This is a genomic window from Amycolatopsis sp. NBRC 101858 (assembly GCF_030269325.1).
Lineage (GTDB): Bacteria > Actinomycetota > Actinomycetes > Mycobacteriales > Pseudonocardiaceae > Amycolatopsis > Amycolatopsis ponsaeliensis.
In genome coordinates this window covers 537498-554991 of the sequence record NZ_BSTD01000004.1, presented here as the reverse complement: position 1 = coordinate 554991, position 17494 = coordinate 537498, and the positions used below count along the sequence as shown (strand labels likewise).

Annotated in this window: 15 protein-coding genes; 6 read left to right on the top strand and 9 right to left on the bottom strand. The window is 70.7% G+C overall.

Annotated elements, in window-relative coordinates:
* Window positions 1–2 precede the first annotated feature (2 nt).
* On the top strand, window positions 3–560 hold the full coding sequence (locus QSK39_RS31330; RefSeq protein ID WP_285481451.1) for a TetR/AcrR family transcriptional regulator: 558 nt from the start codon (window positions 3–5) through the stop codon (window positions 558–560).
* Window positions 561–719: 159 nt separating this feature from the next.
* Window positions 720–1280 (top strand): snapalysin family zinc-dependent metalloprotease, encoded by a 561-nt coding sequence (locus tag QSK39_RS31325; protein ID WP_285481450.1) that lies wholly within the window; start codon window positions 720–722, stop codon window positions 1278–1280.
* Here the strand turns inward: QSK39_RS31325 and QSK39_RS31320 are convergent.
* On the bottom strand, window positions 1268–2674 hold the full coding sequence (locus QSK39_RS31320; RefSeq protein WP_285481449.1) for an APC family permease: 1407 nt from the start codon (window positions 2672–2674) through the stop codon (window positions 1268–1270). The genes QSK39_RS31325 and QSK39_RS31320 overlap by 13 nt on opposite strands.
* A 120-nt stretch (window positions 2675–2794) precedes the next feature.
* Here QSK39_RS31320 and QSK39_RS31315 point away from each other — a divergent pair, with 120 nt between their 5' ends.
* Window positions 2795–3397 (top strand): TetR/AcrR family transcriptional regulator, encoded by a 603-nt coding sequence (locus QSK39_RS31315; RefSeq protein WP_285481448.1) that lies wholly within the window; start codon window positions 2795–2797, stop codon window positions 3395–3397.
* The gene (locus QSK39_RS31310; RefSeq protein ID WP_285481447.1) at window positions 3394–4455 is read left to right on the top strand and encodes a DmpA family aminopeptidase; all 1062 of its coding nucleotides are present in this window, start codon (window positions 3394–3396) and stop codon (window positions 4453–4455) included. Before QSK39_RS31315 ends, QSK39_RS31310 begins: the two co-directional genes overlap by 4 nt.
* 181 nt (window positions 4456–4636) lie before the next feature.
* On the opposite strand, the gene QSK39_RS31300 is transcribed toward QSK39_RS31310, so the two are convergent.
* From QSK39_RS31300 to QSK39_RS31280, 5 genes are read right to left on the bottom strand one after another with little or no spacing between them, the layout of a single operon-like run.
* Entirely contained in the window at window positions 4637–6316 is a 1680-nt protein-coding gene (locus QSK39_RS31300; RefSeq protein ID WP_285481446.1) for a carbohydrate-binding protein, read from the bottom strand.
* Window positions 6317–6344: 28 nt separating this feature from the next.
* Window positions 6345–8228 carry a glycoside hydrolase family 127 protein gene (locus tag QSK39_RS31295; RefSeq protein WP_285481445.1) on the bottom strand — a complete coding sequence of 628 codons (1884 nt, stop codon included), beginning with the start codon at window positions 8226–8228 and terminating at the stop codon, window positions 6345–6347.
* A gap of 14 nt (window positions 8229–8242) precedes the next feature.
* On the bottom strand, window positions 8243–9040 hold the full coding sequence (locus QSK39_RS31290) for a carbohydrate ABC transporter permease (protein ID WP_285481444.1): 798 nt from the start codon (window positions 9038–9040) through the stop codon (window positions 8243–8245).
* Window positions 9037–9960, bottom strand: coding sequence for a carbohydrate ABC transporter permease (locus QSK39_RS31285; protein ID WP_285481443.1), 924 nt, complete (start codon window positions 9958–9960; stop codon window positions 9037–9039). Before QSK39_RS31285 ends, QSK39_RS31290 begins: the two co-directional genes overlap by 4 nt.
* 2 nt (window positions 9961–9962) lie before the next feature.
* The gene (locus tag QSK39_RS31280; RefSeq protein ID WP_285481442.1) at window positions 9963–11261 is read right to left on the bottom strand and encodes an ABC transporter substrate-binding protein; all 1299 of its coding nucleotides are present in this window, start codon (window positions 11259–11261) and stop codon (window positions 9963–9965) included.
* Between the two features lie 168 nt (window positions 11262–11429).
* Here QSK39_RS31280 and QSK39_RS31275 point away from each other — a divergent pair, with 168 nt between their 5' ends.
* Window positions 11430–12461 carry a LacI family DNA-binding transcriptional regulator gene (locus QSK39_RS31275; protein ID WP_285481441.1) on the top strand — a complete coding sequence of 344 codons (1032 nt, stop codon included), beginning with the start codon at window positions 11430–11432 and terminating at the stop codon, window positions 12459–12461.
* A 1-nt stretch (window position 12462) separates the two neighbouring features.
* Here QSK39_RS31275 and QSK39_RS31270 read toward each other — a convergent pair whose 3' ends face one another.
* Window positions 12463–14337 (bottom strand): RICIN domain-containing protein, encoded by a 1875-nt coding sequence (locus QSK39_RS31270; protein WP_285481440.1) that lies wholly within the window; start codon window positions 14335–14337, stop codon window positions 12463–12465.
* A 265-nt stretch (window positions 14338–14602) separates the two neighbouring features.
* On the opposite strand from QSK39_RS31270, the gene QSK39_RS31265 reads away from it, so the two are divergent.
* Entirely contained in the window at window positions 14603–16108 is a 1506-nt protein-coding gene (locus tag QSK39_RS31265; protein ID WP_285481439.1) for an HNH endonuclease signature motif containing protein, read from the top strand.
* A gap of 125 nt (window positions 16109–16233) precedes the next feature.
* Here QSK39_RS31265 and QSK39_RS31260 read toward each other — a convergent pair whose 3' ends face one another.
* Window positions 16234–16692: a dihydrofolate reductase gene (locus QSK39_RS31260; RefSeq protein ID WP_285481438.1), complete on the bottom strand. Its 459-nt coding sequence runs from the start codon at window positions 16690–16692 to the stop codon at window positions 16234–16236.
* Window positions 16689–17486, bottom strand: a complete 798-nt coding sequence (locus tag QSK39_RS31255; protein ID WP_285481437.1) for a thymidylate synthase — start codon at window positions 17484–17486, stop codon at window positions 16689–16691. The genes QSK39_RS31260 and QSK39_RS31255 overlap by 4 nt, the downstream gene beginning before the upstream one ends.
* Between the last annotated feature and the right edge of the window lie 8 nt (window positions 17487–17494).

The window sequence follows — 17494 nt, the reverse complement described above, 5'->3', positions numbered from 1 at the left end:
GCATGCCTCGCAAAGCCGGGCGCAGCCCGGAAGAAACGCGCCGGGCGCTGCTCGACGCCGCCGGGTCGGTGATCCGCACCCGCGGGATCTCGGCGTCCCTCGACGACATCGCCAAGGCGGCCGGGGTGTCCAAAGGCGGGCTGCTGTACCACTTCCCGGCCAAGGACGCCCTGGTGCGCGCGCTCGCGCAGGACATCCTGGACACCTACCGCGCCGAGGTGCAGGCGGCGCTGGACCCCGCGGACACGGCGCCGGGACGGCTGACCCGCGCGTACGTCCGCGCGTCGCTGGACACGTCCTACGACGAGATCGCCATCCGCGAGAACATCGCCCTGGTCGCCCAGCTGATCTCGATCCCCGAGATAGCGGAGCTCGCCCGCGCGGACGCCGAGCGGTGGAACGAGGAACTGAGCGAGGACGGCCTCCCCGACCACGTGGTCACCCTGGTCATCGCGGCGGCCGACGGCGCGAGCACGGCGCCGTTGTGGGGCGTCGGCCTCGAAGTGACGGCCGCACGCAAGCTGGAGCAGCAGCTCATCGAGCTGACGCTGAACGCCTGAGACCTCGCCGTCCGGCGTTTGTCAACCCGCAGTCAGTACTGGTAAATCACCACTCGCACCGCCCTACGGAAGTCGGCTCCGGGAATGGGAAACAACCGGTAAATTTTCGACAGCGCGCGCAAATCCGGCAAATCCCCGTCCCCCACGAGGAGTCTTCCGATGTCGAGGAAGTTCGCCCTGGCCGGCGCTGTCGCGCTGGCCCTGGCCGTGACGCCGATCGCCGCGGGCACCGCGTCCGCCGCTCCGGCAGGCACCCAGCAGGAAGCCGCCGTCACGACCGTTTACTACAGCACGGCCAGCGCACCGTCGTTCCGCTCGGTGATCAACGCCGGTGCCGCCAACTGGAACCGCAGCGTGACCAACGTCAGACTGGTCGAGCGCAACTCCGGCGCCAGCCTGCGCTACACCGAGGGCAACGACCCGCGGGGCTCCTACGCCTCGACCAACGGGCACGGCAGCGGCACCATCTTCATCGACTACACCCAGGCCCGCCAGTACAACCCGACCCGCATCGCGGCGCACGAGACCGGGCACGCCCTCGGGCTGCCCGACCACTACTCGGGCCCGTGCTCGGAACTGATGTCGGGCGGCGGCCCCGGCCCGTCCTGCACCAACGCGGTGCCGAACTCGGCCGAGCGCAGCCGGGTGAACTCGCTGTGGGCCAACGGTCTCGCGGCGACGAACCAGCAGCAGGTCTTCGAAACGATCTACGGCTTCTGATCGGTCCGCGCGCCGGTGGCCCCCTGGTCACCGGCGCGCTCCGGCACGTCTTCGGCCAGCTGCCACCCGCCCCGGCGACGCAGCACCACCCCGTAATACCCCGCCGCCAGAAGCACGATCGCCGCCGTGACGATCAGGCTCGGCCGGCCCACCGCCGGGTCCAATACGTTCTGGTACACCACGAACACCAGCACCGCCAACGCCAGCACCGGCGCCACCGGGAACCACGGCATCCGGTACTGCGCGTGCGCCGTCGATCCCGTGCGGCGGCCGTTGAGCGCTCCCAGGCACAGGGCCGCGTACACCGCCACGATCGACGTGCTCGTCACCACCAGCAGCAGCTTCGGGTCGGCGAAACACAGCAGCGCCGCCACCACTCCCGTCGCGACCGTTGCCACCCACGGCGTCCCGAAGCGGGGGTGGACCGCCGCCACCGCGCGGTTGATCGCGCCCGGCCAAGCTCGGTCGCGGCCGCTGCTGAACACCAGCCGGGAACTGATCAGGACGATCGCCAGCACCGCGTTCACGATCGCCAGCGCGACCGCCAGGCTGAGCACCGTGTCGAGCGTGCCGCCGCCGCGTGCGGAAATGAACTCCGACACCATGTTCTCCGCGCCGAACAGCCGGCCGAGGTCCGGCGCGCCCAGCAGCACCGCCGTCACCGGGACGAGCTCGGCGACCACCGTGATGCCGAGCGCCAGCAGGATCGCGCGGGCGATGCCGCGCGAGGCGTCCTGGGTCTCCTCGCCGAAGTAGACCGCCGAGCCGTAACCGTTGTAGGCGAACATCGCCACGGCCGTCGCGATCGCGATGGCGCCGACGGTCGCCGGGCTCCCGTCGGCCGCCACCGGGTGGGCGAGCAGGTCGGTGAACGCCCGCGCCGGGTGCAGCAGGCCGAGCGCACTGACCACGACCAGCGCGAGGATTTCGATGGCCAGGAAGATCCCGGTGACCCACGCGTTCAGCTTGATGTCGAACACGCCGACGACGGCGGCCAGCACGCACGTCGCGGCGGCGACCGCCGGACCGGGCAGGCCGGGCCACAGCACACCCAGGTAGGTGCCGACACCGAGCGCGATCACCGCGACGATCAGCACCTGCGTGATGATCATCAGGCCCAGCACGGCGAACCCCGGCAGCCGGCCGAGCGTGCGCGCGACGATCGCGTACTCGCCGCCGGCCAGCGGGAACGCCGACGCGAGCTCCGCGTAGACGAACGCCATGAACACGCCGACGACGGCCGCGGCCGCGAAGCTCAGGAACGCGCCGGTGCCGGCGCCGGTCAGCACCCCCGGCGCGATGATGAACACCGAGGACGCGGGGCTGATCGCCGAGAGCGTGATGAGCAGGGTGCCGAGGGTGCGCAGCCCTCGGCGAAGCGCAGGGGTGGTCACGACCGGGCCTCCAGTTCTTTGAAGCTCCTTCGATAAACCAGGTGACCACGGATCAAAGGCGCTCACGACCAGCTAGTCAAGGTCTTGCTTCTTTCGAAGATCCTTCGAAGAATGACCCGCATGGCACGACCGAGCAGGGCTCCCGAGCGGCGGGCCGAGCTGATCGCGGTGGCGCGGCGCGCCGTCGTCGAACGCGGAGTCCTCAACCTGCGGCTGCGCGACATCGCCGACGGCGCCGGCCTGTCGTCCGGCTCGGTGCTCTACTACTTCCCCACCCTGGCCGACCTGCTGCAGGAGGTGCAGCACGAGGCCGTCGAACGGTTCTGCACCCAGCGCGAACAGGCCTCCGCACCCGGCACCCCGAGCGAACGCCTGCTCGCGACGATCCGCGGTGGCCTGCCGACCGGCCCGGACGACGAACTGTGCGTGCTGCTCTACGAACTCGGCACGATCGCCCGCCGCGACCCGGCGTACGCCGCCCGGCACGTCGCGCTCTACGAGCGGCAGGTGCAGATCTACACCGGCATCCTCGAGGCCGGCGCCGCGACCGGCGAATTCACCCTGACCGACGCCGCGGTGGCGATCGCGCGCAACCTCGTCGCCCTCGAAGACGGCTACGGCCTGCACCTCACGCAGGCCGTGCCGACGCTGGAGCGAGCCACCGCCGAAGCGATGCTCCTGTCCTACGCCCGCACCGCCTGCGCCCTGGAGGAACCGTCATGACCCGTGCCCGCGACCTGGGCATCACGCTGCCCGGCCGGCCGGGCACGCACAACGCGCTCACCGACGTCCCCGGCGTCGAAGTCGGCTACACGACGCTGGTCGAGGGCGACTCGGTGCGCACCGGCGTCACCGCGGTCCTCCCCCGCGGCCGCGACGGGTTCGCCGTGCCGTGCGCCGCGGGCACGTCCTCGCTCAACGGCAACGGCGAGATGACCGGCACCGCGTGGCTCGCCGAGACCGGTTCGCTCACCCTGCCGGTGCTGATCACCAACACCCACGCCGTCGGCGCGTGCCACCGCGGCGTGATCGACTGGGTGGTGCGTGAACACCCCGACGGCGCGGCTGAGTGGCTGCTCCCGGTGGTCGCCGAGACGTGGGACGGCTACCTCAACGACATCAACGCCCCGACCGTCCACAGTGGACACGCGGTCGCGGCGATCAACGCGGCCCGCCCGGGTGCGGTCGAGGAGGGCTCGGTCGGCGGCGGCACCGGGATGACCTGCTACGGCTTCAAGGGCGGCACCGGCACGGCGTCCCGGATCGTCGCCCACGGCGCGGACGAGTACACGGTGGGTGCGCTGGTGCAGGCCAACTTCGGCAGCCGCCGCGAACTCACCGTCGCCGGTGCGGCGATGGGTACGCGACTGTCGGCCGACAACCCGATGGAAGAGTGGGCGGCCCCGGCCGGCGCGGGTTCGGTGATCGTCGTGGTGGGGACGGACGCGCCCTTGCTGCCGGGCCAGTGCACGGCGCTCGCGCGGCGCGTCCCGCTCGGGCTGGCCCGCACGGGCACGACGGGCTCGCACTTCTCCGGCGACCTCTTCCTCGCCTTCAGCACGGCCAACCCGGGCGCGCTGACCAGCACGTTCCCGCGCACGGCGGAGGCCGAGTACGAAAGCCTCCGGTTCGTGCCGTGGGGCCGGATCGACCCGTTCTTCGAAGCGGTGGTACAGGTAGTCGAGGAAGCGGTGCTCAACGCGCTGGTGGCGAACCGGGAGATGACCGGCCACCGCGGCCGCCGGGTGCCCGCCCTGCCCACCGCACCCTGGCTCGGCTGACCCTGTCCGGGACGAAATCGGTGATCATCCCGACGGCGCAGCGAAGGTCGCGTCCGACGGCGCCGACCTCGACGGCAGCATGGCCTGCTCCCAGTCCGCCCGTGACTTCGGCCGCGTCGCCGACGAGGGACTCGACCGGCCGTTCCTGTTGCTGAGCGCGGGCGACCCCCGAGGTGAGGCCTCAGGTGAGCTGGAGGTAGTCGAGCTCGGCGTACCCGGTGCCGCCGGCGAAGAACGGTGCGCCCTTGGCCAGCCGGATCACGTTGTAGCCCGCGTGCAGGCTCACGGACGTCGAAACCGTCCCGAACTGCCCCCAGCCGGCGGTCGGCGGGTAGCTCACCGCCGACCAGCCGCCGCCGTTGTACGCCAGCCCCTGGGTCGAGGTCGTCCCGGTGCCGTTCGCGTAGCCGATCGTCATCGTGTAGGCGCGGGCGGTCGGGACGTTCACCACGAAGTCGACGTAGCTGTCGCTGCGTGGGTCACCGGAGTTGTCGATGCGGCCGACGTAACCGCCGTTGGACGCGCTCCCGCTCGACAGCCGCTGCGCGCGGAACACCGACGCGTTCTCGGCCTCGTACCGCTGCTGGTACGCGGGCACACCACTGGTCGGCTCGACGACCAGGTGGTACGCGCTCGTCGCGGACATGTTCGGCACCGGCACGGTGATCTGCCCGTTCGCGACGGTGTAGGTCGACGTCGAGATCGCGGTCGGCGCGGGCACCGCCGTGAACCGTCCCGACGACGGTGTCGACTCCAGGGTGACGCGGACGGTGCCGCTGAGCCCGGTCACCCGCACCGAGTTGGTGCCCGACTCGTCACCGAAGACGACGTCGACCCGCTTGCGCGCGGAGTCGTAGGACGCGAACCCGTCCAGGCCGGTCTGCGCGGGCGGGGTCGTGCTCACCATCGAGCCGGCCATGTCGCCGTACCACTTGTAGAGCCACCACGTCCCGGTCGGCTGGGTGGTGTTCACGACCAGGCCGTTCACCGTCCCGTACTCGTACCAGAACGCCCGGTCGGCGCCCGCCACCCCGGCGCGTTCCAGCTTGGCGACGTAGTTCGCCACCCGCCCGGGGACGTCGACCTCGTCGGTCCACGCGTACTCGTTGATGAAGATCTGCCGCGGGCTGATGCCGAGCGACGACTCCAGCGACCGGTACGCCGCGACGTCGGCCGCGATCGCCGCGCTGCTGTGGTTCAGCTCGTGCCAGACCACCAGGTCCGGCACCGTGTTCGTGTTCTTCGCGTTCGTCAGGAACGCCCGCATCCGGGTGGCGTCCCAGCCCGAATACCCCGGGCCGGCGACCGGCGTGAGCGTGTCGCGGGTCCGGATCCGCTGCACCGTCCGCGTCCACCCGGCGGTGAAGTCGCCCGCCGCCGCGGTGTTCCAGGTCCAGTCGGGCTCGTTCCAGATCTCCCACGCGGCCACGTTGCTCACCGAAGTGGCCGCGAGCCGCTTCGAAACCATGGTGTCCACTTTGGCCAGCCAGTCGTCCCAGCTCACCCACTTGTAGGGGAAGTCCGGGTAGATGTCCGGCATCCGGATCACCTGCGCGGCACCGGCGCGGTCGGCCTGTGGCGCCACCTTCAGCGCGTCCCCGCCGGCCGGCTGGCCGTTCGGCTTCTGCCCGACGTCCGGCGGCGGCTGGGTGAGGGTGTTCAGCTTGAGCGGCAGCAGCGTCGAGTCCGCCGGGCGGCTGTTCTCGGCCAGTGCGTAGAGGCCGCCCGCGGCGGCGTGCGTGACGGGCCGGAACGGCGCCGCGGCGTTCACCACCAGGGTGTGCCCGGCGGCTTGGGCCGGAGTCACCACCGTGACGGCGGTGAGAACGGCGGCAGCGAGCGCGAGAGTACGTCGTGACATCGGTTCCTCGATCCTGACGGGGACGGGGTCACTCGGTGGTGGCGACCGGGATCCAGACCCGCATCGGGCCGGGAGTCCGGTTGCCCCAGAGGAAATACGGGATCGCGGTCAGCTCGACCGGTTCGCCGGGAGCACGGGCACCGGCGCCGTACAGCTCGTCCGACGCGGGCGGCTCGACGGAGCCCCGCGCGGTGAGGGTCACCGGCACGTCCGGCAGCCGTCCCTCGGCGAACCGTGCGGCCGGGTCGATCCGGACGTCTTCCAGCGTGACGCCCTCGGGCAAATCGGCCTGCTCCAGGCAGTACACGAGCGGCCCGCGCGTCACGGCGACACAGCCGCGCACGGCGTCGATCCGCGGGTGCGGCCGGACGATGCGGGCGGGCATCGGCAGGTCCAGCGTCACCGTGACGCCGGCCGACCAGTCGCGGCGCACCTCGGCGTAGCCGTCGCGGACGTCGGCGGGCTCACCGTCGACCAGTGCGCCGGAGGCCCAGCCCGGGATGCGCAGGGCCAGCACCAGCGCGGCGTCCGTCGTCACGGTCAGCTCGATCCGGCCGTCCCACGGGTATTCGGTGCGGGTGACGAGGTGGACGTCGGCACCGTCCACAGTGGTCCGCAGCGTCCCGGCGGTGTACAGGTGCACCTGCAGGCCGCCCTGGTCGGTGGTCGCCACGTACCCGGACAGCGACGCGACCAGCCGGGCGAAGTTGGGCGGGCAGCAGGCGCAGGAGTACCACGGCAGCCGCTGGGACGGCGCGTCCTCGTGCGAACCGTCGTGACCCGTGCGCAGGTGCAGCGGGTTGGAGTAGAAGAAGTGCGTGCCGTCGAGCGCGGTCGAGCCGGCGATCACGTTGTACAGCGCGCGTTCCATCTCGTCGGCGTACTTGCGCTCGCCGGTGGCCAGCAGCAGCCGCCAGTTCGCCTGGAAGCTCGCGATCGCGGCGCACGTTTCGCCGTACGCGCGGTCGGGCGGCAGTTCGTGCGGGTCGCCGAACGCCTCGTCGCGGTGGCGTGAGCCCTGCGCGCCGGTGAGGTAGGTCTTCGTGCCGAACGCGTCGGCCCAGACGCGGCGGGCCGCGTCCAAGAGCTGTTCGTCGCGGGTCTCGACGGCGACGTCCACGACGCCGGCGAGCAGGTAGAGCTGGCGCACGACGTGCCCGGCGACCTCGTCCGCGTCCCGCACCGGGACGTGGTCCTGCAGGTACCGCGGGCCGAACCGCTCGCCGTCGATCAGGCCGCGGCCGCGCAGGTCGAGGAACCGCCGCGCCAGCTCCAGGTACGGCCGGTGCCCGGTCACCCGGTACAGCTCGGCCAGCGCCGTCTCGATCTCCGGGTGCCCGTCGACGTCGTCGACGGTGGAAAACCGCTCCACGATCAGGTCCGCGAACCGGCGGGCCACGGTGACGAGCTGGGCGCCCACCCCGGCCCGCGCGGCGGCGACGGCGGCCTGGATGAGATGACCAGCACAGTACAGCTCGTGGCTCCAGTGCAGCTCCCGCCACCGCAGCTCGGGCTTGTCGACGGCGAAGTACGAGTTCAGGTAGCCGTCCTCCCCCTGCGCCTTCGCCACCAGCGCGGCGGTGGTGTCCAGGAACGCGCGCAGCTCGGCGTCGTCCGGCGTCCGGCCGAGCTGCCAGGCGGCCGCTTCGAGGGTCTTGTAGACGTCGGAGTCGGCGAACCACATGTTCCGGCGCGCGGCCTCGACCTCGCCGGTGACGCGCCGGAGGTTGTCCAGGGCGCCCGCGGCGTCGAGCTGGTCGACGCAGTGCGGCAGGGTCCGGGTGGCGTTGCGGTCCTGCCAGCCGCCGAGCAGGCTGTCCGGCGTGAAGGTGACGGCGCCGAGGAACAGCGGCCGCAGGATGGCCGTCGCGGCGGACGTGGGGTGGGCGGGGCCGAGGATGCGTTCGGTCATCGAGTGCTCCTGTGTCAGCCCTTGAGGGCTCCCGAGGTGAAGCCGCGGACGTAGTACCGCTGCAGGACGAGGAAGACCGCCACGCACGGCAGGGCGGAGACCACCACTCCCGCTTGCAGGGCCCCGAAGTCGACCGAGCCGAGGCTGCCGGACTGCAGGTTGAACAGGGCTACCGGCAGCGTGAACTTCTCGCCGTCGGTGAGGAAGATCAGCGGCGCGACGAACTCGTTCCACGCCGCCAGGAACGAGAACAGCGCGATGGTGACGACGCCGGGGAGCACCCCGCGCAGCAGGACCCGGCGCAGCGCACCGCCGACGGAGCAGCCGTCGATCAGCGCCGCTTCCTCGAGCTCGATCGGCAGCGCCTCGAAGGAGTTGCGCATCATGAACAGGCCGAACGGCAGCTGGAGCACGGCCATCACCAGCCCCAGCCCGATCAGCGAGTTCTGCAGGCCGAGCCAGCCGAGCAGGATGTAGAGCGGCACCAGGATCGTCGTGTAGGGCACCATCAGGATGGCCAGCGTGACCAGGAACAGCAGGTTGCGGCCGGGGAAGGCGAGCCGGGCCATGGCGTAGCCGCCGAGCGTGGTCGTCACCACGGTGACGCTCACCGCGACCAGCGCGACGACGGTCGTGTTGAGCAGGTAGGTGCCGAGGCCGGTGCCGTACTCGGCGAGCCGCCGGTAGTTGTCGGTCCCGGAGTCGCCGGCCTCGCGCCCGGTGAGCGACGAGTAGAGCGTCCAGAGCAGCGGCAGCAGGAACAACACGGCCAGCGCCGCGCTCGTGACGTACCGGCCCGCGCCGCGGATCACCGGCCCTCCCGGCGGATCAACCGCAGCTGGGCGACGTTGAGGACGATGAGCACGGCGAGCGTCGCGACCGAGATCGCGGCGGCCCGGCCCAGGTCCTGCGAGAGGAACGCCTCGCGGTAGATGTCGATGACGACCGTGGCGGTGTCGTGCCGGCCGCCGGTGAGGATGAAGAACTGGTCGAACGCCAGCAGCGAGCCGGTCAGCGACAACACCGCCGCGAGGGCGAGCGTCGGGCGCAGCAGCGGCAGCGTCACCCGCCAGAGGATCTGCCACCGGGTCGCGCCGTCGATGCGCGCGGCCTCGTAGAGCGCCGGGTCGATGCTCTGCAGGCCGGTCAGCAGGATGAGCATGTAGAACCCGGCGAACCGCCAGGTGATCATCCCGACCGTCGAGCCGAGCGCGCCGCCACCCGAGCCGAGCCAGTCCACGCGGCCGAAGCCGAGGAAGTCCACCAGGTGGTTGAGCGCGGAAGAGTCCGTGTTGAACAGCCCGTAGAACAGCAGGCTGGTCGACGCGAGCCCGACCGCGCTGGGCAGGAAGAACACCGTGCGGACCACGCCGGTGCCGGGCCGGTCGTGCTGGACGAGCAGCGCCAGCCCGAAGGCGACGACGCCGAGCACGACGGTCGTGACCAGCGTGTACTTCACGGTGAACCAGACCGCGCGCAGGAACAGCGGGTCGCCGAGCGCGTCGTAGTTCTCGACCCCGTTGGGTGCCGAGACGCCGACCAGTGGCCAATGGTTGACCGACATCCACAGCATCAGCCCGAGCGGGATGACGAAGAAGACGGCGACCAGCACGGCCATCGGCGTGGCGTAGGCGATGCCCAGCCGGCGCCTGCTCCGGGCGATCGAGCGGCGGCGGGGCGCCGGTGCCGGGGTCTCCGGCGCCGACACCCGCGAAGGCAGCAGCGACACCATCGTCAGCTGCCGGCGAGGGACTCGGTGACGGCCGCGTTGTGCTGCTTCAGGATCGAGCCCACGTCACCACCGCCGAACACCGCGTCGATCACCGTCGCGGTCCAGGGACCGTTGGTGTCGTTGAACGTCTTGCCGAAGTTGACCGAGATCGGGGTCTGGCCCTGGCCGGCGAGCCGGTTGAACACACCGAGCCGCGGGTCCTGCTTGGCGTAGGTGTTGTCGGCGAGGTCGGAGCGGACGGTGATGTTCTTGCTCTTCGCCACGACGTCGACCTGGGCCTGATCCGACAGCGTCCAGGCGATGAAGTCCCACGCGGCCGCGGCGTGGGCGCTGTTGCTGCCGATCCCGACGACGTCCCCGCCGACGAACGACGAGCTCCCGCCGGTCAGGCCGGGGATCGGCGCGACGCCGACCTGCAGCCCGGGTCCTTCCTTGATGCCCTGCAACGCGGTCGCGCCCATCGGCTGGATGCCGATCTTGCCGTCGAGGAACGGCTGGGTCCACGTCGGCCCGGACTCGTTCTTCGCCGACTGCGGCACGACGCCGTCGGTGTAGAGCTGCCGCAGCAGCGAATAGACCTGGGCGGCCTGCGGGCTGTCGAGCGTGGCGGCGGTCCCCTGGTCGTTGAGCACCGTGCCGCCGGAGGCCCAGATCATCGGCCAGCTGGTGAACAGCTGGCACCCCGGGCAGGCGCCGCCGAAGAAGTAGCCCTTGACGTCCCCGCCGAGCGCGGCGATCTTGCGCGCGGCCGCGGCCAGTTCGTCCAGCGTGGCCGGTGGCTTCGCGGGATCCAGGCCGGCGCGGGTGAACAGGACCTTGTTGTAGAAGACCGCGGACAGGTCGATGTCGTGCGGCACCGCGTAGTGCTTGCCCTCGAAGGTCGCCGCCTTCATGTGCGCCGGGGCGAGGGAACCCTTGAACGCCAGCTGGTTCACGCGGCCGGTCAGGTCCAGGAACAGGCCCTTGGCCGCGTAGTTCGGTGCGTAGACGACGTCGGCGGCCAGCAGGTCGGGCAGCTGCCGCGCGCCCGCGGCGGTGCCGACCTTCTGCTGGTAGGAGTCGGCGGGGAAGACGGTCAGCTTGACCTTGTTCTTGTGGCTCGCGTTGTAGGCGTCGATCAGCGTCTGGCTGAAGGTGGCCGTCGGCGACCGGGTCCACATGGTGATCGTGGTGCCGTCGTCCACGCCGGCGGTGTCGCCTGCCGCCGCCCCGGAGGGCCCGCTCTGGCAGGCCGCGAGGAAGAGCACGCCGGCGAGGGCGGCCACGACCCGCCCGGTCCTGGTTCGGATGTGCGAAGTCATCGACTCTCCTAACGGGAGGCCGCCGCCGGTGAACGTCGAGGAGGAAACTTCGGAAACCGGTTGCCGAATCAAGTTAGGCTCCTCCTCGCGGGTGCGTCAAGCGCCATTTGCACCACTTCGTCGGCGTTGCTGGTGGTCGTCGATCGAGGCCGGAGGTACTGTGCCACCATGCCCCCGAGGAAACTTTCGGAAACTCCCGGAAACGTCGCCAAGCCGGCCACGATCAGCGAGGTCGCGCTGCTGGCCGGCGTCTCGGTCGGCACGGCGTCGAAGGCGCTCAACGGCCGTGGATCGCTCCGCGCCGAGACCCGGCAGCGCGTGCTGTCCGCCGCCGAGCAGCTGGGCTTCCAGGCCAACCGGGCGGCCGTCACGCTCAACTCGGGCCGCACCTACACCGTCGGCATGATCACCACCGACACGATCGGCCGGTTCAGCATCCCGCTGATGATGGGCGCGGAAGACGCGCTGGGCGCCGGCGAGATGTCGGTCTTCCTCTGCGACGCCCGCGACGACCCGATCCGCGAGCAGTACTACCTGCGCACGCTGCTGTCGCGCCGCGTCGACGGCATCATCGTCACCGGCCGCCGGACCCAGGCCCGGCCGCCGATCGGCGACGCCCTGCCCATCCCCGTGGTGTACGCGTTCATCAGCTCGGCCGACCCGCACGACTGCTCCGTGGTGCCGGACGAAGCGGGCGGCGCTCGCAAGGCCGTCGAACACCTCCTGGCCACCGGACGGCGCCGCATCGCCCACGTCACCGGCCCCGAGCACCACCATTCGGCGACGGTCCGCGCCACGGCCGCCACCGAGCGGCTGGGGGAAGCCGGGCTCGAGCTCGTCGGCGCGCCGATGTTCGGCGAGTGGAGCGAGGCGTGGGGTCGCCAGGCGGTGCGGATGCTGCTCGGCGCGGGCACCGAGTTCGACGCGGTGTTCTGCGGCAGCGACCAGATCGCCCGTGGTGTCGCCGACGCGGTGCAGGCGGCCGGGCGGCGCGTGCCCGGCGACGTCGCGCTGGTCGGCTTCGACAACTGGGACGTCATGGCGCTGGCCTGCCAGCCACCGCTGACGAGCGTCGACATGGAACTGGAGGCGCTCGGGCGGACCGCCGCGGACCTGCTGCTGGCGGCGATCAACGGCGCACCTTCTCCCGGCCGGCACACGCGGCCGTGCCGGCTGGTGATCCGGGATTCGACCGCGTAGGTCACCGCCGGGTCCACTGCTGGTTGGCCCCACCGCCGCAGGTCCAGAGGATGATCTTCGTGGCGTTCGCGGTGCCGGCGCCGCTCGCGTCCAGGCACAGCCCGGACAGCGCGTTGGTGATGGTGCCGCCGGTGTTCAGGGTCCATTGCTGGTTGCGCTGGCCGTTGCAGTCCCAGATGACGACCGCGGTGCCGTTGGACGTCCCGTTGTCGTAGGCGTCCAGGCATTTGGTGCCGTTGACGACGAGCTGCCCGCGGGCCGGCGTCCAGGTCTGGTTGGGTCCCGCGGCGCAGTCCCACAGCTGGGCCTGGACGCCGTTGGCGATGCTGTTGTCGTCGACGTCGAGGCAGCGGCCCGACTGCGTGCCGACCACCTGGACCCCGGCGGTGCCCGGCAGCGGCAGGATCGCGACGTCGGTGACCGGCGGCGAGGTGCCGGCGAACGTCAGGGAGTTCGCCCCCTTGCCCAGTGAGACCACGGCGGAGACGGTCTTGGCCGTGCCTCCGGTGGCCGGGAACGCGACGACGGTCGGCTGCTGGCCGTTGACCGCGAGAGTCGGAGTCTGGGTGGTGGCGGAGCTGTAGGTGAAGGTCGCGACGGCCAGACCTGTTGCGGGCGCGGTGAAACTCGAGCCGTGGTACGCCGGGGCGTCGGACCCTTGGACGGTCAGGAGCACCGAGTCGCCGGCCGGGACGCTCACGCTGTACCCGGTGGCGAAGCTGCCGTTGTCCTGGGCGGCCCAGAGGTTCCGCACGTTCGCCGGCGCGGTGGTCAGGCCGAGGTCGGCCCAGCGCAAGGTCATCGTGGCCGCCTTGGACGTCCGGTTGAGCAGCAGCGCGGCGCGCTTCCCTTCGCCGGCGAGGACTTTGCCGTAGACCTGCAGCCCGGCGGCGTCCTCGGCGATCTTCACACCCTGTAGCCCCCGCGGATCCTGGTCGACGGCGACGACTTCCCGGTTCTTCAGGATCGACGCGGTTTCCGCACTCATCGTCGCGAGGTTGTTGCCCGCCAGCAGAGGCGCGCCGGAGATCGCCCACATGCCCAGTTCGGTCCGGCCCTGCGCGGCGGAGAGCCCGGGCATGCCGACGGTGAGCATGTCCGGGTCGTTGACGTACCCGGTGTGCTGCGACACGGGGTGCTGCGCCTGGTCGAAGTTGGTCAATGCCTGCCGGAGGGTCGCAGTCTGGCCGTAGTAGATGATGTCCGTGCTCGTGCGCCACATCGGGGCGGTGCCGGGGCCCCAGTTCCACGGGTTCTTCTTGCCCCAGTCGCAGACGGACAGGGTGAGCGCGCGGCCGGTTTGCGCGGTGGCGGCGCGATTGGCGTCGCTGATGGCCCGGTAGGTGCTCGCCGGGTCGAGGCCCTCGGCGTCGCCGCCGCACCAGTCGACCTTGACGAAGTCGAAGCCCCAGCGCTGGAATTGCAGCATGTCCTGGAGGTAGTGACCTTCACTGCCGGACCCGGGTGCCGCGGGGCGGCCGGTCGGGAAGTAGTAGCCGCAGCCGTCGCGCCCGGCGTCGGTGTAGATGCCGGCTTTCAACCCTTTGGCGTGCAGGTAGTCCGCGATCGCCGTCATCCCGCCGGGCCATTCGGTGGGGTCGACGGTGATGTTGCCCGCGCTGTCGCGGGTGCCCTGCCACCAGCCTTCGTCGATGTTGACGTGGGTGTAGCCGGCGTCCTTCAGGCCGGTCGAGACCAGCGCGTCGGCTTGTGTCTTTATGACGTTGTAGTCGATCTTGGCGGCGAAGGAGTTCCAGGAGGCCCAGCCCATGACGGGCGGTGGAACCTGCTGTTCCGTGGCGGCTTTTGCGGTGGCCGGTGCCAGGAGCGTTCCGGCCAGCAGCAGGAGCGTGGTCACCGTGGTGCGCAGCTTCATTGCTTCGCTCCGATATGTTAGCGTTAACATTCCTTGGTACGGGTGAATTGTTGACCTTTGGTGGCTGCTACGTCAAGTGGCGGATGTCGTGGGGCTGGGTTTCCAAGATGCGGCTTCGCCGGGGCGTGGGGAATCGGCGCTTCGTGTGGTTGCTTGCTGCTCGGCGCGGGAGCGCCGATTCCCCACGCAACGGTGTCCCTGCCGCTGTACGGCTTTCAGCTGATCGAGTGATGAACTTGCGTTCGACTGGCGGTAATCTTGTTGTGTGGACAGCGAAGTGGCGTGGCAAGCGGATGCGGTGGCCCTGGCCGACCGTATCTCCGCGCTGCTCACTTCCGTGCGTTCCTTGGAGGCCGAGATCGGCTCGCTGCTCGTCGAAATCGAGTCCCGTGGTGTCCTGGAGCTCTTCGGATACCGTTCTGCTGCAAGGCTCTTCGAGCATCTCGCCGACATCCCCAAGTCCGCCGCCGAGACCGTGGTCAAACGAGCCCGCGCCCTCAATCCTGGCCGCACCCTCGACGGCACCCCGATCCCCGCCGTCGCCCCCGCCACCGGCCTTGCCGCCTCGGACGGCCGGTTGAGCACCCCGATGATCGACACGATCGTCGGCGTGATGAGCCAGATCCCACCGGAGCACCGCGACGAAGCCGAGCATCACCTGCTGACGTTCGCCTCCGAGGCCGGCCACAGACAGGTCGCCGCTCTCGGAGCGCGCATCGTGGCCCACCTGGACCCCGACGGAGCCGAACCCGACGAGACCGAACCGGCCACCCCCAGCCGCGAACTGTCGTTGCGCCGCAAGAGAACCGGGTTCTGGGAACTGAACGGCCGTTTCGACGACGAAACCGGCACCCGAGCCAGCGTCCTACTGGACGCCCTGTCGCAACGCCGCACAACCGACGAGGGCCCAGACTTGCGTTCGCCGTCAGAGCGCTACGGCGACGCATTCTCCGACGCGATCGACCTGGCATTCAACTCCCCAGACTTACCGATGCAGGCCGGCGAGCGAGCGCACGTGATGGTGGCGGTGTCGTTGGCGGACCTGAGGTCTGGCCTCGCCACAGAAATCCTCGCCGACACCGGCGCCACGCCCACCACCGGCCTGACCGCCTTCACGAGCACCGACACCACACCCAAGACCGCTGGCGACCAGCCCGCCTTCGCCAGCACCATGCCAAAGCACGCCGCCGACCGTGCCACGCTCGGCAACACCGCGACCACACCCAAGCCCATTGCCGGACAGACCACCTTCGGCGACACTGCGACCAGGCCCCAGCCTGGTTCCGGCCAGGCCGTCTCCGGCAACTCCGGCACCACACCCAAGCCCGGCGCCGGCCGAGCGATCCTCGGCGACCACGGCACCATCTCCGCCGCCGAAGCCCGGATCCACGCCTGCGACTGCAGGCTCATCCCCGCCGTCCTCGGCACCACCAGCGACCCCCTCGACCTCGGCCGCCAACGACGCCTCATCTCCACCCCACTCCGCCGCGCCCTCTACCTACGCGACCGCGGCTGCGCATTCCCCGGCTGCCACCGCCCACCCCGCCACTGCCAAGGCCACCACATCCGCCACTGGGCCGACGGCGGCCCGACCGAGCTGGGCAACCTGGTCCTGATGTGCGCCCACCACCACCGGCTGCTGCACCGCTCCGGCTGGCAAGTCCGCATCGCCGCCGACGGACTGCCCGAATTCCTCCCACCGGCATTCCTCGACAGGCGCCGAAAACCCAGGCGCAACAACCTCCACCAACCCCTGCCATTCGCGGCATAAACGGGAAAGGCCCGCAGCCAACCGGCTACGGGCCTACACCCACGCCCAAGAAACAGCATCCCGAGCCGGGCCAAGCCACCGCCTCCCCGCAGCTACGGCTCGCCGCGGCCCAGAAAGCGCCGACCTCAGCCCCAGGTCAAGAACCGGTAGTGCAACCCCGTCGACGACTCCTGCCACTCCCCCACCGAATCCGGTGCACGCCCCACCTCAGGCGCCCGCGTGTCGCCCTCGAAACTCTCCCGGATCTCCGTCACCATGATCCGGTCCGCGAACGGCAACGCCGCCCGGTACACCGCCGCGCCGCCGATCACCCACCCGTCCCCCGACACCTCCGCGAGCGCCGGTTCCAAGGAGGAGAACGTCTCCACCCCCTCCTGCCGCGCACGCGACAACACCAAATTGCGCCGCCCCGGCAACGGCCGGAACCGCGGCGGCAGCGACTCCCACGTACGGCGTCCCATCAGGACAGTCGCCCCCGCCGTCAGCGTGCGGAAGTGCTTCAAATCCTCCGGCAAATGCCACGGCAACTCCCCGTCGCGGCCGATCACTCCGTTGGCCGACTGGGCCCAGATCAGGCCGATCACACCGCCACCGGGGCCTTGATGCCCGGATGCGGGTCGTAACCGTCGAGGGCGATGTGCTCGTACGTGTAGTCGAACAGGCTGTCCGCGGGCTTCAAGCTCAGCGTCGGGAACGGCCGCGCGTCGCGGGCCAGCTGCCTGCGGACCTGGTCCTCGTGGTTGTCGTAGATGTGGCAGTCGCCGCCGGTCCAGATGAAGTCGCCGACGCCGAGGCCCACCTGCTCGGCGATCATGTGCGTCAGCAGCGCGTAGCTCGCGATGTTGAACGGCACGCCGAGGAACAGGTCCGCGCTGCGCTGGTACAGCTGGCAGGACAGCTCGCCGTCGGCGACGTAGAACTGGAAGAACGCGTGGCACGGCGGCAACGCCATCCGCGGGATGTCCGCGACGTTCCACGCCGACACGATGATCCGCCGCGAGTCCGGGTTCTCGCGCAGCGTGCGCAGCACCTCGGCGATCTGGTCGATGTGCCCGCCGTCCGGGGTCGGCCACGATCGCCACTGGACGCCGTACACCGGGCCGAGGTCGCCGTCCGGGGCGGCCCACTCGTCCCAGATCGTGACGCCGTTCTCCTGGAGCCACTCGACGTTGCCGTCGCCCCGCAGGAACCACAGCAGCTCGTACGCGACCGACCGGAAGTGGACCTTCTTGGTCGTGACCAGCGGGAAGCCGTCGGCCAGGCGGTAGCGCAGCTGGTGCCCGAAGATCGACCGCGTGCCCGTGCCGGTGCGGTCCGCCTTGCGGGCTCCCGTGTCGAGGACGTGGCGGAGGAGGTCTTCGTACTGCGTATCGGGCATGCCCGGGA

Coding starts and splice junctions, on each gene's coding strand:
- QSK39_RS31330 (WP_285481451.1), top strand. CDS start 3: ATGCCTCGCAAAGCCGGGCGCAGCCCGGAAGAAACGCGCCGGGCGCTG.
- QSK39_RS31325 (WP_285481450.1), top strand. CDS start 720: ATGTCGAGGAAGTTCGCCCTGGCCGGCGCTGTCGCGCTGGCCCTGGCC.
- QSK39_RS31315 (WP_285481448.1), top strand. CDS start 2,795: ATGGCACGACCGAGCAGGGCTCCCGAGCGGCGGGCCGAGCTGATCGCG.
- QSK39_RS31310 (WP_285481447.1), top strand. CDS start 3,394: ATGACCCGTGCCCGCGACCTGGGCATCACGCTGCCCGGCCGGCCGGGC.
- QSK39_RS31300 (WP_285481446.1), bottom strand. CDS start 6,316: ATGTCACGACGTACTCTCGCGCTCGCTGCCGCCGTTCTCACCGCCGTC.
- QSK39_RS31295 (WP_285481445.1), bottom strand. CDS start 8,228: ATGACCGAACGCATCCTCGGCCCCGCCCACCCCACGTCCGCCGCGACG.
- QSK39_RS31285 (WP_285481443.1), bottom strand. CDS start 9,960: ATGGTGTCGCTGCTGCCTTCGCGGGTGTCGGCGCCGGAGACCCCGGCA.
- QSK39_RS31280 (WP_285481442.1), bottom strand. CDS start 11,261: ATGACTTCGCACATCCGAACCAGGACCGGGCGGGTCGTGGCCGCCCTC.
- QSK39_RS31275 (WP_285481441.1), top strand. CDS start 11,430: ATGCCCCCGAGGAAACTTTCGGAAACTCCCGGAAACGTCGCCAAGCCG.
- QSK39_RS31270 (WP_285481440.1), bottom strand. CDS start 14,337: ATGAAGCTGCGCACCACGGTGACCACGCTCCTGCTGCTGGCCGGAACG.
- QSK39_RS31255 (WP_285481437.1), bottom strand. CDS start 17,486: ATGCCCGATACGCAGTACGAAGACCTCCTCCGCCACGTCCTCGACACG.